The organism is Sutcliffiella halmapala (assembly GCF_050107295.1).
Lineage (GTDB): Bacteria > Bacillota > Bacilli > Bacillales > Bacillaceae_I > Sutcliffiella_A > Sutcliffiella_A halmapala_A.
In genome coordinates, this window is sequence record NZ_JBNIKR010000004.1 from 262,937 (window position 1) to 278,146 (window position 15,210).

The following is a 15,210-nucleotide window of genomic DNA, read 5'->3' on the forward strand; positions in this document are numbered from 1 at the left end:
AGAAAAGTTTATGTGGATGACATCTTCCCCACTTCAGGATACTAAAGGGGAAGATGTCATTTTTTTAGTTATTCAAAAGTTTGTTTGAATAACCGTTGACAATTGTCACATCATCACATACGATAAAACTATAATAAACATTCAAATGACCGTTTGAATAGGAGGGTCAATGGTGACTGAAAAAGTGATGCAAGCTGTGGAAAAAGATACTTGTGAGACATTTTGTTATGATGAGCAGAAGGTAGACATTCTTAAAAATAGGGTGGAAGAAGTCAATGGAGTGGAATTGCTATTCAAAGCACTCTCCGATTCCACCAGAATAAAGATTGCTTACGCATTAACGTTGGAAAAGGAACTGTGTGTTTGTGATGTTGCGAATATAATCGGATCTTCCACTGCAACAGCCTCCCACCATCTGAGATTGCTAAAAGGTTTGAACCTGGCGAAGGTTCGCAAGGAAGGGAAGCTCGTATTTTATTCCTTGGCTGACGATCATATTCATCAATTGGTTTCCATTGCATTAATACATTCCAAAGAAGGTGTAGATCATGGAGGAGAAAGCATTACAAAATAGCAAAGAGACATATAGATTGCAGGGGCTGTCCTGTACGAACTGCGCAGCTAAATTCGAAAAAAATATCCGTGATATCCAGACGGTGAATGAAGTGCAGCTTAATTTTGGTGCTTCAAAAATTACGGTATATGGAGAAGCAACAGTTGAACAACTGGAAGCAGCAGGAGCTTTTGATGGAATAAAAGTGATACCCGAGAGGCAAAAAAGGAATGAGGAGCAGAAAATCCCATTCTGGCAAAAGAAAGAAAACAGGAACACGATGGTATCCTTGTTCTTTCTTCTTTTAGGCTATATTTCCGTCTATAGGTACGGAGAGGAGTATTTTCCTACCATCCTTTTATTCGGTGTATCTATCATTGTTGGGGGATACCCGTTATTCAAAGTCGGGATCAGGAATCTCTTCAAGCTGGAATTTGATATGAAAACCTTGATGACCGTTGCCATCATCGGGGCGGCCATCATTGGGGAATGGGGCGAAGGTGCAGTAGTTGTTTTCCTGTTTGCTCTAAGTGAGGCTCTTGAAGGCTATTCCATGGATAAGGCCAGGGAGTCCATCCGTTCCCTTTTGGATATTGCCCCTAAAAAAGCAGTGGTCAGAAGAGGGACAGAGGAGTTGGAACTGGATGTAGAGGATATTAGAATCAATGATATCCTGCTCATCAAACCCGGTCAGAAAATCGCCATGGATGGGGAAGTGGTAAGTGGGCAGTCATCCATTAACCAATCAACCATTACCGGCGAGTCGATCCCTGTTCTGAAAGTCATAGGGGATGAAGTTTTTGCCGGAACCTTAAATGAAGAAGGGGCGCTTGAAGTAAGAGTAACCAAGCGGGTGGAAGACACCACGATAGCAAAAATCATCCATCTTGTGGAGGAGGCACAGGCGGAGCGGGCACCTACCCAAGCCTTCATTGATAAATTTGCGAAATACTATACTCCTGCAATCATGGTCATTGCACTCTTGATAGTCCTGATTCCACCCTTGTTTCTTGGAGGGGATTGGTCCGAATGGATCTATCGGGGATTGGCGGTATTGGTGGTTGGATGTCCGTGTGCATTAGTCATATCCACCCCTGTCGCCATTGTAACGGCAATAGGAAACGCAGCAAAGATGGGAGTGTTGATAAAAGGCGGCATTCATTTGGAGGAAGCTGGCCGATTGAATGTCATCGCTTTTGATAAAACCGGTACATTAACTAAAGGAACACCTGAGGTTACCAATATACTCACCTTTGAGGACATGGAGGAAAAAGAGATACTTAGCATCGGCATGGCCATTGAAAAGTACTCGCAGCATCCCCTTGCTTCAGCGATTATGAGAAAAGCGGAACAGCAAGGTATTTTCCAAGCAGACTATCATGCTGAAGACTTCCAATCGATAACCGGTAAAGGTGCAAAAGCAACCATTCAAAATAAGACTTACTTTATCGGAAGTCCATCACTATTTGACGAGTTGATGGTTGTGTCTCCTGGCATTAATGAACAAATAAGAGACCTGCAGACACAAGGGAAGACAGTCATGCTTGTTGGGACTGGTGAACACATCATCGGACTGATCGCAGTTGCAGATCAGGTCCGGGAAAGCAGTAAACGAGTACTTGAACAGCTAAAAAGTATCGGAATCAGAAAAACGATTATGTTAACGGGCGACAATGATGCAACAGGCCAAGCGATCGGGAAATTGGTAAGTATTAACGAAGTGAAAGCTGAGTTGCTTCCACAGAATAAACTTGAAGCAATCAAGTCACTTCGCGCTCAATACGGTAAAGTTGCGATGGTTGGCGACGGTGTAAATGATGCCCCCGCATTAGCTGCTGCAACGGTAGGTATTGCAATGGGTGGAGCAGGAACAGATACAGCTTTGGAAACGGCAGACATTGCTCTCATGGCCGATGATCTCGAAAAACTGCCATATACCATTAACCTGAGCCGCAAAGCACTAGCCATCATCAAGCAGAATATTCTTCTTGCACTAGGATTGAAAATTTTAGCGTTGTTGTTGATTATTCCGGGCTTGCTGACCTTATGGATGGCAATCCTTGCCGATATGGGAGCTACCTTGATTGTCATCATCAATTCATTGAGACTTTTGAAAGTGAGAAAATAGACTCAGTTAGAATTGATCATGAGTTATTTTATATGCAGTAAACCCCGTCAGAGAAAGGTACTAAGGGGTTCCATTTAAGGATAGAAAATAACAAGTAGCATCATAAAAAGCAGGCTAATTCGCACCCTAAACAGCAAGAGGACAATAACTATTATCTACTAAATCAGTGTTGCGAATCAACGTGATTCGCAACACTGATTTAATATCTTCATCCCAAGCGTTCTACCGTACCGCCCGCGAAAGCGAACCCCTGGAGCGGAAACCAACAGGGGTATAAGAACAGAGATACTAGTTTTAAAGCAACAATCTTTACTTTCGGAAACAGCCAACAAAAAAACGAGGATCATGCAATCAAGCATCATCCTCGTTTTTCTATGATTATTGGCGAATCAGAACGCCTGCAGCTTCTTCATAGCTCATGTTCTTTTTCATTGTGAAAGTACCTGCTCTTACGCGAGTGGCAATATCACGATCTTCCAGGAAAGCATCAAATTCATCTGCGTCCTTGATGACACCTTCAGCTTCCAAAAGCTCAGAAACTTCGTAGGTTGCCATTCCATCCGGTATATTTACATCAAAAGGTTCGTTCGACTCTTCCGCTGGGGCTTCGTCTTCCGGCTTTTGCTGCTCCTCGTCAGGAGGGCTTTGTTCAGTATTTTGTTCTTCAGGCTTCTCTTCTTCAATGGAAGGAAGAAGCTCCTGGTATTCTTCGTTTGTCAATAGATGCATATTGTTCTCTTTAGCAAAAGCTTTGACATCCGATTCTCCTAAAGTATCAGAGCTGACAATAGAATAAGCGACTCCCATTACTCCTGTTGCAAAAATGATTCCAACTGCAAATGCACGTAAATTAGTTTTCATTGACTGCATTCCCTTTCAGTTTTGCTGACTGTAATACACTCTCCACTTTTTCGATGGAAGTGGAAGTGAATTGGGAGATTTGGGAAGCGGTGTATCCTTTTTTGAAAAGGGAGATGGTTACATCTTCCTGGCTGACATCCTGATGGGCAGCCTTCTTTTCTTGGACTTTCTTAGTATGTAAGGGTGCTGCTCCAATTAGAAGCTCTTCTTCCAATACTTTGATTTTTCTTTCAAGCTTGTATTTATCCTGTACAACGTCCAAGGACAGTTGTTCCACTTCTTCTTGAAGCTCGGAATATTTGTCACCCACAAAGAATGAAAGGGCGATTAGCCCGGCAGCGATGGCTATTAGTAGAATGCTTGCGATTAACATGTTGTCACCTCATCTAAATTTCTCTCTCTTTTTTATAACATACACAAAAGCAAGGCAACATACCTCTTCGACAATTTCTTCTTTTAAATATGACATATTTGTGAATTTTTTTAAGGTACGGTCATAAAAAATCTTTGAAAAATTAACACAATAACTGAAAAGACGACAAAAAAGGGTGGTTGTGGGAAAGAATTTTCACATGATATGATGAAAGAAAGCTAGGTCCATGAACGTGAGGAGGAATGGTTGAAAATGTCTGAACCCCATAAAGAATTCCTCCATATTCATAGTGATGAACATGGCAAATTGATTGTCCAATGGCAATACGCCTCCTGGCGCAAGTCCTTTGTTCACATGTACAAAGGAAAAGATGAACTGTCTTTGCCTGTTACGGTCCGAATTATTGGATGGAAGGAAAACTTTCAGATTAATAGCCATTATGGGCAGTATCTCGATATAGTGGTAGAAGAAGGCTCTAATATTGTTGCAGTACATTCTTTACCTGAATTGCATGAAATCATTGTCGAGGTTGGTTTCGGTTATGGGGGAGAATTTTTCCCGATTCTGCAATCAGAACGTGCAAGATTTAATGGAAAACAAAGGCTTTGCAACTCCGAAAAAGCTGAATGGACTTCACTCCAGATGGATAGCAAAACTTGGTATTCACAGTTTTCTACATACACCTATTATGAAAATGAAGGAGGGAAGTAGAATGAAAAAAACATTTTTTTCCATGGTGATTAAAGCCGACTTTCCTTTCGTGGAACAGGAGGATTATCAATCGGAAGTCAATTTTTTTGAACAGCTTACCCTTTTATATCTTCCATTGTTCTCACACAGTCACAACGATGATTTCGATATCCCGTTAACGGTGGCCTTTTCCACTTCTTTTCTAGAAAACCTCTCCGATGAACGTTTAATACGGCGTTACTCCTCCTACCTGCATAAAAGATCGGCGTTCCTTCAACAGGAGATCGCCAATACATCCCTCCCTGACGAAAAGGCGGTCTTCTCCTTCCATAAAAACCAATCTGATAAACTCACCCAGCTGCTGGCGGAATATAAAGAAAATATAAAACTGCTGCTTAAAAGCTTGGTGGAAAGTGGAAAACTGATTGCCATTTCAAAAGTTCGGGATGAGGGAACGGTCTTGCAGGATCAGCTATTTGGGGAAACAGGCTTTTCCAGTGATTCAAATTATCTCGATCCCGTGAGTGATGTGGTATATGAAAGAACATGGGATGAGATTAAGGACTATTCCGTATGGCAGGATTATCGCGGACCGATAGGCATCAAGCTTTTTAAAAAAGGCATGAAGAATCGAGCGAACCGAATGTGGTATGAGAGCACGGTTGCACATCAATCCCTGGAAAAACATGCAATACATCTCGTAGAGCATTTACACGCAGCTGCAAAAGAAACTTCTAATCCATCCAACTTGAATGTTACCCTTTCCCTGGGGAAAATCGGAACGGATTGGCTGGAATTACCGGATTTCCTGGAAGTGTTTATGAGGAAAGTTGTGGCAAGTAGTTGGATGGAATGGATTACACCTTCTGGTATTAGAGATAATGAAGTTACCTTATTTCCAGAAGTTATGATGAACGGAAAAGCAATCTTCAATCTTGAAAAAAAGAAAGAAGCAACTTTTCCAGAAGTGGATAGGAAGGAACTATTCTATTCTTCTATCCAGAGTCATAATCATTTGATACGCGTAGAAAAAAAGACCGGTAAGCAAAGGATCCTGATGCTTTCCTGGGAGTTTCCGCCTTCTGTGGTAGGGGGGCTTGGAAAGCATGTTTGGGAACTTGCGAACTCTTTGACGATGGAAGGTCATGATGTCACTGTATTGACACCAAGCTTTGTCGGTGCGCCGAATTATGAACTATGCAATTCCATTCATGTTCATCGTATAAAGGAATTTCATCAAACCTTGGATGATTTTCATCTGTATGTAGCGAGATTCAATATGAATATGGTGGAAAAGGCGATGGAGCTGAACGCTCAATCGGATTTTACGATCATCCATGCGCATGATTGGATGGTAGGGCTTGCAGCAAGAAGCATCAAGGATAGTCTATCCATCCCCTTGATTACAACGATACATGCGTCTGAAACAGGCCGTTTGAACGGGAAGCGTCCTACTCTTCTCCAGGAAATGACGATCCAGCAGGAAGAGGATCTGATTTCCTATTCGGATAGGGTGATTGTCTGCAGCGATTATATGGAAAAGGAATTGCAACGTGAATTTGCTTTTAGAAAAGAGAAGTTTGCCGTTATCCCGAATGGTGTGAGCAAGGTGGAGGAAATCGAGGAAAGTGAAAACATCAAGCTGCTCTTGGAGCGGTATACGCATAATCGACTCGTGCTTGCTCTTGGAAGAATGGTACCGGAAAAGGGATTCGATTTATTTATAGATTCAGCCGCCACAATTTTAAAGGATTACCCGGATTGTCTATTTGTAGCAGGTGGGAAAGGCCCGTTATTGGATACCTACCGAAATCGGGTCATCCAATTGGAATTGGAAAAGTCGATTATGTTTGTAGGGTTTTTGTATGAGAAGGAAAAAACAACGATGCTGAAACAATGTGATCTAATGATTGTACCGAGCACTTATGAACCATTTGGTATCGTGGCGCTTGAGGCAATGATGGCAGGAAAGCCCGTCATCGCGTCCAGAACAGGGGGTCTAGCAACCATACTGGAGGATAAATTCTCAGGGTTGTATTTCGAGCCTGGAAAAGTCGAACAGTTAGTAGGTCAGATTGCAAATGTATTGGAAGATCCCGCTTTAGGAAAAAGGCTTGGGGAGAATGCGAGAGAAATAGCTTTGAAAGAATATGATTGGGAAGATGTAAGACGAAAAACAGAGTACATCTACGAAAGCACCATCACTACTTCTTCCGTCCACTAGGAGGGATTATGTATGAAGGCAGTTATACTGGCTGGTGGAAGGGGCACACGCCTGCATCCTTTTACAAGAAGAATGCCAAAGCCACTCGTACCTTTGCTTAATAAACCTGTCATGGAATATAGTATTGAGTTGCTAAAAAAACATGGCATTTCCGATATCATCGTCACGCTTCAGTATCTCGGGGACAAAATCATGAACTATTTTGGAGACGGATCGAGGTGGGGAGTGAATCTTACTTATGTATTCGAGGATGCCCCACTTGGTACTGCAGGAAGTGTGAAAAATGCGGAAGAACTGTTGGATGAGCCATTTATTGTTATAAGCGGTGATGCCCTGACGGACTTTGATCTGATTGATGGATTGGTATTCCATCTACAGAATAAATCACTTTTCACCGTTTTCATGAAAGAAGTAAAAAAACCTGCAAAATTCGGCATCATCCAAACCGACCTTAATGGGAAAATAAAGCGTTTTTTGGAAAAACCGCAAAAGAATCAGGAATTCAGCAGAGTGGTGAATACCGGAATCTATATTGTAGATCCCCTAGTACTTTGCTTGATGGAGAAAAACAGGGAATATGATTTCAGCAAGGAACTCTTTCCTAAACTCATGGAAAACAATATGGGGCTATATGGATTCAAGGCGAAGGGGTATTGGAAGGATATCGGAAGCCATGAGGATTACCGCCAAGCGCAGTATGATATGCTTGAGAGAAAAGTGCAGGTTTCCCTGCAAGAGGAAGATGTCCTGCCAAAGTTGTGGGTTGGCTCACATGTCCGATATATCAGGGGATCCTCCTTCTCTGCAAAAAGCGGCAAGAGCAAAACGTTGGTGAAAGCGGGATCTTAAGTGTAGGCAAAAAAAATAAGCAGACAGGAAAATCCTGCTGCTTATTTTGTTTCACGGTGTACAGTTACTTTTTTCAATCTTGGGCTATATTTTTTAAGCTCAAGACGATCTGGGTTGTTACGTTTATTTTTAGTCGTGATATAGTTACGATCACCAGTTTCAGTACAAGCTAAAGTTACGTTTACGCGCATCGTTATCCCTCCAAACATATAAAGCTTTCAATTCAGACCTTACTATAATATCACCTTTTTTTTCGGAATGCCAGTCTTTTTTCAGAGGTGGCAAAATAGACGGGAAATCCTGCATCTTTTCCTCTCCTCCAATAGAAGAAAGAAGTGTTTCTTGGTATATTCTTTATAGAGAGAAATGATAATGGTAAGGAGCGTTTTTGATATGGACAAAGAAAAACAGCGGGAAGAAATGAAAAAATGGTTGTCTGGACTTTCGAAAAATCAATACGAGCAGAAATCACAAAAAATTCATCAAACACTTTTTTCATCGGCTGATTGGAAGAAAGTGCAGACAGTTGGGGTGACGGTTTCGAGGGTTCCGGAAGTGGACACCATCTCCATTATCGAACAGGCATGGCTTGAAAAGAAACTAGTTGCTGTTCCAAAATGCCATCCCAGGGATAAAAGCATGGAATTCTATCTATTGAAATCATTCGATGAACTGGAGACTGTCTACTTTGGGTTACGGGAGCCAAACCCCACTCGAACCTGGCCTTGTGAAAAATCAGCTATAGATCTCATACTCGTACCGGGACTCGTATTTGATAAGAAGGGCTACCGGATCGGGTTTGGTGGAGGCTACTATGACCGCTTTTTAACAGATTACAACGGGATCACGGTTTCATTGGCCTTCGAAGAACAGGTGAAAAAAGAGTTGGAACATGAAACATTTGATATTCCTGTAAGCAAAATCATGACGGATGAGACTACATATGACTGTACTCTTGGAGAATAGCGCGGTGCTGCTTGGGGGAATCCTCCTGCTTGCAGGGCTGGGGTATAAAGCCAAGGCACTTTCAAGGTCAGGCGCAATCGGAACGTGCATCATCGGCATCATGATTGCTGCCGGGTTCAAAGGCTATGGGCTTCTATTGATCGGTATCTTTTTTGTAACCTCAAGCCTTTGGAGCAGGTATAAAAAGAAGAGCAAGTTAAAAGTAGATGAAGTTCTGGAAAAAGGGTCCCAGCGCGACATCTTTCAAGTGTTTGCAAACGGGATGGTCCCGGCACTGTTTAGTTTGAGCTTCTTACTATATCCCTCTGAAGCATGGTTGGTCGGGTTTGTAACAGCGATAGCAGCGGCAAATTCAGATACCTGGGCATCCGAAATAGGCACTCTTAGCAAGAAGGATCCAGTTTCCATTCTTACACTTAAAAGAGTAAGCAGGGGAACATCAGGGGCCATAAGTCTTTTGGGGACGGGAGCTTCTGTTGCCGGAGCTGGACTCATTGCTGTTGCGGCTTTTCTGTTTTGGACAGAGGTATCGCTTGGCACAGCTGTGTTAATTTCCTTATTTGGCATACTTGGCTGCTTTGTTGATACCTTTCTTGGCGCTTCGATCCAGGCTTCGTACCGATGCTCATTCTGTGGAAGGACTGTGGAAAGTCCTCATCACTGCGGAAAGCCTGCTGAACTGGTGAAAGGATTTCGAGCTGTAAATAATGATATGGTGAATATCGGATCCATCGTATTTGTCTCATTCCTGGCCGCGATGCTCGCTTTTACATAAATCTATTTGACACAGAATAGAAACATATTGCTCAGTGTTTCACAAACTTTCGGTGTAAAATACAGTTATAGTTAATCCTTGATAAGAAACGGGGAGATTGGTTTGAGAAATGGAATCAGTAGAGTCGCTTTAATTGGTACGGGATTCGTTGGTTCAAGCTATGCATTTGCCTTGCTGAACCAAGGTGTAGCGGAGGAGCTCGTCCTTATTGATCTTAATAAGGAAAAGTCGGAAGGGGATGCCATGGACCTGAATCATGGTATTGCCTTCGCTCCTGCTCCGACAAAGATCTGGTATGGGGGTTATAAGGATTGCAGGGATGCTGATATTGTGGTGATTTGTGCCGGTGCGAACCAGAAGCCTGGTGAGACCAGGTTGGATTTGGTCGAAAAGAATGCCAAAATATTCAAGGGGATTGTCGATCAGGTAATGGAAAATGGGTTCGACGGAATATTCCTTGTAGCGACCAACCCGGTTGACATCCTTACCTATGCTACATGGAAGTTTTCCGGATTACCGAAAGAAAGGGTAATCGGTTCCGGAACCATTTTGGATACGGCCAGGTTTCGCTTTCTTTTGGGAGACTATTTTCAAATCGATGCCAGGAATGTTCATGCCTATATTATCGGGGAGCATGGAGATACGGAGCTCCCGGTTTGGAGTAAAGCGGACATCGGCGGTAAGCCGATCCTTGAATTGATGAAAGAAAAAGAAGAGTATAAAGAGCAAGACCTCGAGAAACTGTTTGTAAATGTCAGGGACGCTGCATACCAGATTATTGAACGCAAGGGTGCCACCTATTATGGAATTGCCATGGGCCTTGTACGTCTGACGAAAGCGATATTACGAAACGAGAACTCCATCCTGACAGTTTCCGCTTACTTGGACGGGGAATATGGCAGCAAGGATATTTATATAGGTGTCCCGTCAATCGTAAACAGAAATGGTATCCGTCAAGTGGTAGAGTTAGAGTTGAATGAAAAAGAAAAAGCACAGTTTCATCATTCTGTAGAAGTACTTACTAGCATTAAAGAGAATGTCTTTTAACATAAGGTGGAAAAACATGTCTGATATTAGGCATGTTTTTCTTTTATTTGAAGCATCATAATAGCAGGAGGGATGATAATGGGATATTTAATCAGATTAGTTTTTATCATCGCAGGAGCCTATGCGATTTACCAGAACCGCTATCGGATCTTGAATTCTATTCTTGGCATAAGTCCGATTAGAAGGTTTGTGGTGGCCTTTGGAATGGACATCCCATTTGTCCGGGATCGCTTCCTGCAAACCGTTTTTCGTGGGTGAAAATTCAGGCTGGAAATTAAAATGATGGACTACCTGTCAATCCTCTCTTAACTGGGAGTGGTTTAGTGGGTAGTTTTTTTGTTGAAGCTAACTTTTGAAACCTTACACTATATTTACAATGGATTAATATTCCACCTGTATAATTTATCCTGTTAGCATTTTTGATACAACGGGGGGTTCACCTTGGAAAAAACAGATAACATACAAAAAAGTATAAAAGATTGGTTTCAACGGGCTTTTCAGAAAGTTAATTTGGGCACACGATTATTTATTCTGGTTGTTTCATTGTTAGTAGGATCCATTCTATCGGTCGGCATCAGCTCCTATGTGAAGGCAAAAGAAATGACCATGGAGACGATGGAAAATAGATTTTTCAGGGAATCAGAACTGATGGGGCATCTTGCTGAAAACCTCAAATTCCTCTATGTCAGTGAAGATAGCTATTTCATGCAGCAACTTCAGATCAGTATCAGGGATCAGCAGAAAAAGCTGGAGAAAGACGGAATACTCTCTGAATTCTTCTACATAAAAGACCAGCAAATCATCCCTTTTGAAGTAAGCAAGGATAAGCTGCCCGAAATATCAGATTCTCTCATTGCTCAAATGGATAAAAGCGGCATCGGTCTTTTACATAAAGAATTGGATGGGGAGGATTACACCATTACATATAGGACGATGAAGGAAATTGGCGGTACTTATGTAATCCTGATCCCAACAGAAACCTACTTGGGACCAGTGGATAAAATGGCTCATTTCACCTTGATTGTCACTGCTATCAGTCTGGTTATCTTTACGTTATTGATGGTCCTATTTGTCAAAACCTTGACCAGACCCCTTTCCATACTTAGAGAAACAATGAAGCAGGTCAGGGAAGGAAAGCTGGAACGAGCCGCAGACATTAATACAACGGTTCCGGAGATTCTTTCCTTGCATAAAAGCTATAATGCAATGATTGACCAGATGAGAAGTATGGTGCATGAACTTAAAAGTACAACAGTGGAGCTTGAGGAAACCGGTGGAAAGCTTCAATCCTCGTCCGAACATGCCCTTGCATCGAGTAAACAGCTCGTATCTGCCATTCAGTTGGTAAAGCATGGTGCAGAACAGACTGCAAGCAGTTCAGAGGACAGTGTAAACTGTTTTAGAGATATGAAACAAAAGATTGAGGAGACAATGGAAAACATGGATGTGGTATTCCACAGTTCCAAAACGATGAACAGGTCCGCCAAGGGTGGTGAGCATACCATGAAAGAATTGATTGGCACGATTGCCACCTTTGAAAAGGATTTTGATAAGTTGAACACCACAATCAGGCATGTAAAAAACTATGCATCCTCTATATCCAATCTGGTAGTGCTTATTCAGGGTGTTTCTGAGCAGACAAAACTTTTGGCATTGAATGCCACCATTGAAGCGGCAAGAGCAGGAGAGGCAGGAAGAGGTTTTGCGGTAGTTGCCAAGGAAATCCGAAAACTTGCCGAACAGTCCTCCCACGCTGCAGAGCAAATCACCAATTCTATCATTCACATGGAAGAAGTAACAGTAAGTGCAACCGAAGAGTTTGATGAAATGCTATCAAAAATGAAGTCAAACCTGACCTTGGCAAATTCATCAAAGCTCACTTTTGATGAGCTGATGAAGGAAATTGGGGACGTAAATGAAAACATGAAGGTCATGCAAGGGAAACTTAAAGAATTGGAATATATTCTACCTGAACTTGAACAGTCTGCAGACGGACTTTTATCTGTGTCCCAGGAAACCTCTGCAAGCTCGGATGAAATGCTTGCTGCCAGTGAATATCAGATCGACCAGATGGAAGGGAATCACCACATAGGAAAACATCTCAATGAATTGTCAAACTCTCTCTCGGCAATCACTTCGAGGTTTCATCTACAATAATTTAATCTGTTAGTTTGAACAGTGCTTCTAAAGGGAAGATGCCTTCATAGATATAGGTATCTTCTTTTTTGTATAAGAAGTTAATATTTTTACTTTTCAATTCCTACCATATAAAATGGTAATGAATGAGGAGGTGTGCCGTTGAAGCAGGATTTTGTATTTTGGCATCTTTTATATAGCTTGGTTGTAACGCATGAATATAAAATCATACATATCTCCCCCGACCATAAGGAAGTATGGCTGGAGGGACTGGGAAATAAACAAGCCCCGATCATACGAGTGTACCGCTATGATCTCGATTGGAGCACATGGCTTCAGCGGGATATGGAAAAGACGGTATTCCAGGTTGCGAACTTCAGGAAACAGCTAAGAAAAAGCAAGCTAGCTGCTGTCAATATATATGTTTCCACCTACCCCCCTGTGGATGACTGGGAATTCCGGGTGCAGGAGCCTCTGGAGAAGAATCATGCCACGGTAAATAGCGTTATTGTCCATGAAGGGAATGTTGAGAATTCCTGCAACAGAATATCCAATCTGATTGGAAAAGAAGTTAAGGTGGAAGTGGAAAATGAAGAAGAGGATGCTCTCTTTCCTTTAAAACAACTAGTGTTGGATGCGTCCGCACGGGCAATCAAGAAAGAAAAGGAAATATTCCAGTTCGGCAAGCCATTATTCACTTATCTGTTTATTGGGATACAATTGATCGTCTTCTTTCTCCTGGAAATGAATGGAGGAAGTCAGAATACAGAGACCCTCATCAAGTATGGGGCTAAATTCAACCCATTGATCCTTGAAGGGGATTGGTGGAGGTTTTTTACACCGATATTCCTGCATATCGGGATTATCCACTTGCTGCTGAATACACTTGCCCTTTATTATCTGGGAACTGCAGTCGAAAGAATCTATGGTAATACCCGTTTCTTATTTGTCTATCTTTTTGCAGGCTTTGCAGGCTCACTTGCAAGTTTTGTCTATACACCCTCCATTTCAGCTGGGGCATCGGGTGCGATTTTTGGTTGCTTCGGGGCATTGCTTTTTGTCGGTACTGCCTATCCGAAGCTCTTTCTCCGCACCATGGGGATGAATATCCTTGTGTTGATAGGGGTCAATCTTACAATAGGATTCGCTATACCCGGGATTGATAATGCAGGGCATATCGGCGGGCTGGTTGGTGGATTCCTTGCAGCGGCTATTGTCCATCTGCCGAAGCATGTGAAACCTCTCCCAAGAATAATAGGCCTTCTCCTAGCCTGCACCATCACCTTTTACATGCTCGATTACGGTTATAACAATGAAAATCCGTATACCAGGATATCCGAAGCAGAAACGCTTCTTCAAAACGGGGAGTATGACAAAGCTCATGATATACTTCTGCCACTTGAAGAGCAGAAGGAGGAATATCCGGAGGTACTTTTCTATCTTTCTTTTATAGATATTAAAAAAGGGCGGCTGGAAGAAGCGGAGTCACGGCTCGTTGACGTTACTTCCTTACAACCCGACTTCCATGAAGCTCACTATAACCTGGCTTTGGTGTATCTGGAATTGAAGAAAACAGAAAAAGCGCTCGTTTCAATTGAACGAGCCATTGAAATTGAGGAGGATGGCGCAAATTATCAAAATCTCCGTTCCGAAATCATTCAGTCCCTAGATTCTGAATGAGCTTGACGGATTCTCCTTCTCTCGTTTCGAATAAAACAAGCAAATGTGAATAGTCTTTGGAAATCAATATCAGTGGCAGGGAGCTATCTATCGGTGGAATGGTAGTTCCGGCCGCTGTTTTTATTCCAAGAAAGTACTCCTTGTATAATCCCTCCCAAAGCCTCCCGACAATCTCCTTTGAACGGGCATTATCTATTCCAGGCAATCCTTTTTCCTGGAGGTCTATAATCTCCTCCAATGAATATAAGTCATAATTCTGTACAGGAATATCAAAGAAATCAACCGCCTTTTCCCACGAGTATTCCAGCTGCTGAGCAGTCACTTTGTCCAAGACCTCTTTCCATTCCCTTTGCTCTTCTGTTTCAGCATCCTTGAATGACTGTAGGGGGCTGAAGGAAGAGTCGATCACATATAACTGGTCTTTGCTCATTCTATGGGTACTCGTAATCTTTTCATCCTTATGATGAATTTCCCCGTGATGAAAGGTAAGCGCCACAAAATGACTGCTGTCCTCGCCTGAATAGGTGGCATATTGAGTCAACTCGCTGCTGTTATCCTTCCAATCGGATAAAACTGCCTTTAATCTTCCATCAGCAAATAAAAGAGAAATATCCTGTCTAAGGTAGACCGGCTCACCGGTATCTGATGTAACCTCCCAGTTTATTACATATTCGTCGTTATCCTTTTCATTAAGTAGATGCAAACTTGTATCTGCTTCTTTTATTTGAATGGTTGGGTCAATCGGAAAGAAAATAATGCTTTCGACGGCTTTCTGCTTAAACATGAAAAGCAAGAAGACAGTGGCTGCCAAACCGAATATAAGTCCAATTCCTACTATATAAATTTTTTTCATCTTGCTCCTCCAAAAGTAGACTTTCTACCAACTTATGAGCTTGTCTATTTTTTTATGAATAGATCAAGAAACGGT

Annotated in this window: 15 protein-coding genes; 11 read left to right on the forward strand and 4 right to left on the reverse strand. The window is 42.2% G+C overall.

Going from position 1 to position 15,210, the window contains the following annotated elements; translation table 11 throughout:
* The first annotated feature begins 169 nt into the window (after positions 1-169).
* Together ACQCT5_RS08875 and ACQCT5_RS08880 are read left to right on the forward strand one after the other, a co-directional pair.
* Entirely contained in the window at positions 170-574 is a 405-nt protein-coding gene (locus ACQCT5_RS08875) for an ArsR/SmtB family transcription factor (protein WP_499641010.1), read from the forward strand.
* The gene (locus ACQCT5_RS08880) at positions 549-2,681 is read left to right on the forward strand and encodes a heavy metal translocating P-type ATPase (RefSeq protein ID WP_499641012.1); all 2,133 of its coding nucleotides are present in this window, start codon (positions 549-551) and stop codon (positions 2,679-2,681) included. Before ACQCT5_RS08875 ends, ACQCT5_RS08880 begins: the two co-directional genes overlap by 26 nt.
* A 378-nt stretch (positions 2,682-3,059) precedes the next feature.
* Here ACQCT5_RS08880 and ACQCT5_RS08885 read toward each other — a convergent pair whose 3' ends face one another.
* Both ACQCT5_RS08885 and ACQCT5_RS08890 read right to left on the reverse strand, forming a co-directional pair.
* Positions 3,060-3,542, reverse strand: a complete 483-nt coding sequence (locus tag ACQCT5_RS08885; protein WP_499641014.1) for a hypothetical protein — start codon at positions 3,540-3,542, stop codon at positions 3,060-3,062.
* The gene (locus ACQCT5_RS08890) at positions 3,532-3,915 is read right to left on the reverse strand and encodes a hypothetical protein (RefSeq protein WP_499641018.1); all 384 of its coding nucleotides are present in this window, start codon (positions 3,913-3,915) and stop codon (positions 3,532-3,534) included. The genes ACQCT5_RS08885 and ACQCT5_RS08890 overlap by 11 nt, the downstream gene beginning before the upstream one ends.
* Positions 3,916-4,167: 252 nt before the next feature.
* On the opposite strand from ACQCT5_RS08890, the gene ACQCT5_RS08895 reads away from it, so the two are divergent.
* From ACQCT5_RS08895 to ACQCT5_RS08905, 3 genes are read left to right on the forward strand one after another with little or no spacing between them, the layout of a single operon-like run.
* A complete protein-coding gene (locus ACQCT5_RS08895) occupies positions 4,168-4,626 on the forward strand; it encodes a hypothetical protein (protein ID WP_499641019.1) in 459 nt (152 codons plus the stop codon).
* A 1-nt stretch (position 4,627) separates the two neighbouring features.
* Positions 4,628-6,829 carry a glycosyltransferase gene (locus ACQCT5_RS08900; protein WP_499641021.1) on the forward strand — a complete coding sequence of 734 codons (2,202 nt, stop codon included), beginning with the start codon at positions 4,628-4,630 and terminating at the stop codon, positions 6,827-6,829.
* Between the two features lie 12 nt (positions 6,830-6,841).
* Entirely contained in the window at positions 6,842-7,678 is an 837-nt protein-coding gene (locus ACQCT5_RS08905) for a nucleotidyltransferase family protein (protein ID WP_499641023.1), read from the forward strand.
* A 41-nt stretch (positions 7,679-7,719) separates the two neighbouring features.
* Here the strand turns inward: ACQCT5_RS08905 and rpmG are convergent, their stop codons facing one another.
* Complete coding sequence (rpmG, locus tag ACQCT5_RS08910) at positions 7,720-7,869, reverse strand: 50S ribosomal protein L33 (protein WP_010194590.1); 150 nt, start codon at positions 7,867-7,869, stop codon at positions 7,720-7,722.
* A gap of 202 nt (positions 7,870-8,071) precedes the next feature.
* Here rpmG and ACQCT5_RS08915 point away from each other — a divergent pair, with 202 nt between their 5' ends.
* From ACQCT5_RS08915 to ACQCT5_RS08940, 6 genes are all read left to right on the forward strand, one after another.
* A complete protein-coding gene (locus ACQCT5_RS08915; RefSeq protein ID WP_499641026.1) occupies positions 8,072-8,644 on the forward strand; it encodes a 5-formyltetrahydrofolate cyclo-ligase in 573 nt (190 codons plus the stop codon).
* A complete protein-coding gene (locus ACQCT5_RS08920; protein ID WP_499641028.1) occupies positions 8,622-9,419 on the forward strand; it encodes a DUF92 domain-containing protein in 798 nt (265 codons plus the stop codon). Before ACQCT5_RS08915 ends, ACQCT5_RS08920 begins: the two co-directional genes overlap by 23 nt.
* Before the next feature lie 102 nt (positions 9,420-9,521).
* Positions 9,522-10,466: an L-lactate dehydrogenase gene (locus tag ACQCT5_RS08925; RefSeq protein WP_499641030.1), complete on the forward strand. Its 945-nt coding sequence runs from the start codon at positions 9,522-9,524 to the stop codon at positions 10,464-10,466.
* A gap of 78 nt (positions 10,467-10,544) precedes the next feature.
* Positions 10,545-10,724 (forward strand): protein YqgO, encoded by a 180-nt coding sequence (gene yqgO, locus ACQCT5_RS08930; RefSeq protein ID WP_386635825.1) that lies wholly within the window; start codon positions 10,545-10,547, stop codon positions 10,722-10,724.
* Positions 10,725-10,907: 183 nt separating this feature from the next.
* Positions 10,908-12,623, forward strand: a complete 1,716-nt coding sequence (locus ACQCT5_RS08935) for a methyl-accepting chemotaxis protein (RefSeq protein ID WP_499641032.1) — start codon at positions 10,908-10,910, stop codon at positions 12,621-12,623.
* 141 nt (positions 12,624-12,764) lie between these two features.
* Positions 12,765-14,282, forward strand: a complete 1,518-nt coding sequence (locus ACQCT5_RS08940; protein WP_499641033.1) for a rhomboid family intramembrane serine protease — start codon at positions 12,765-12,767, stop codon at positions 14,280-14,282.
* Here the strand turns inward: ACQCT5_RS08940 and ACQCT5_RS08945 are convergent.
* Entirely contained in the window at positions 14,257-15,135 is an 879-nt protein-coding gene (locus ACQCT5_RS08945) for a hypothetical protein (protein WP_499641035.1), read from the reverse strand. The two genes, ACQCT5_RS08940 and ACQCT5_RS08945, sit on opposite strands and share 26 nt — an antisense overlap.
* Between the last annotated feature and the right edge of the window lie 75 nt (positions 15,136-15,210).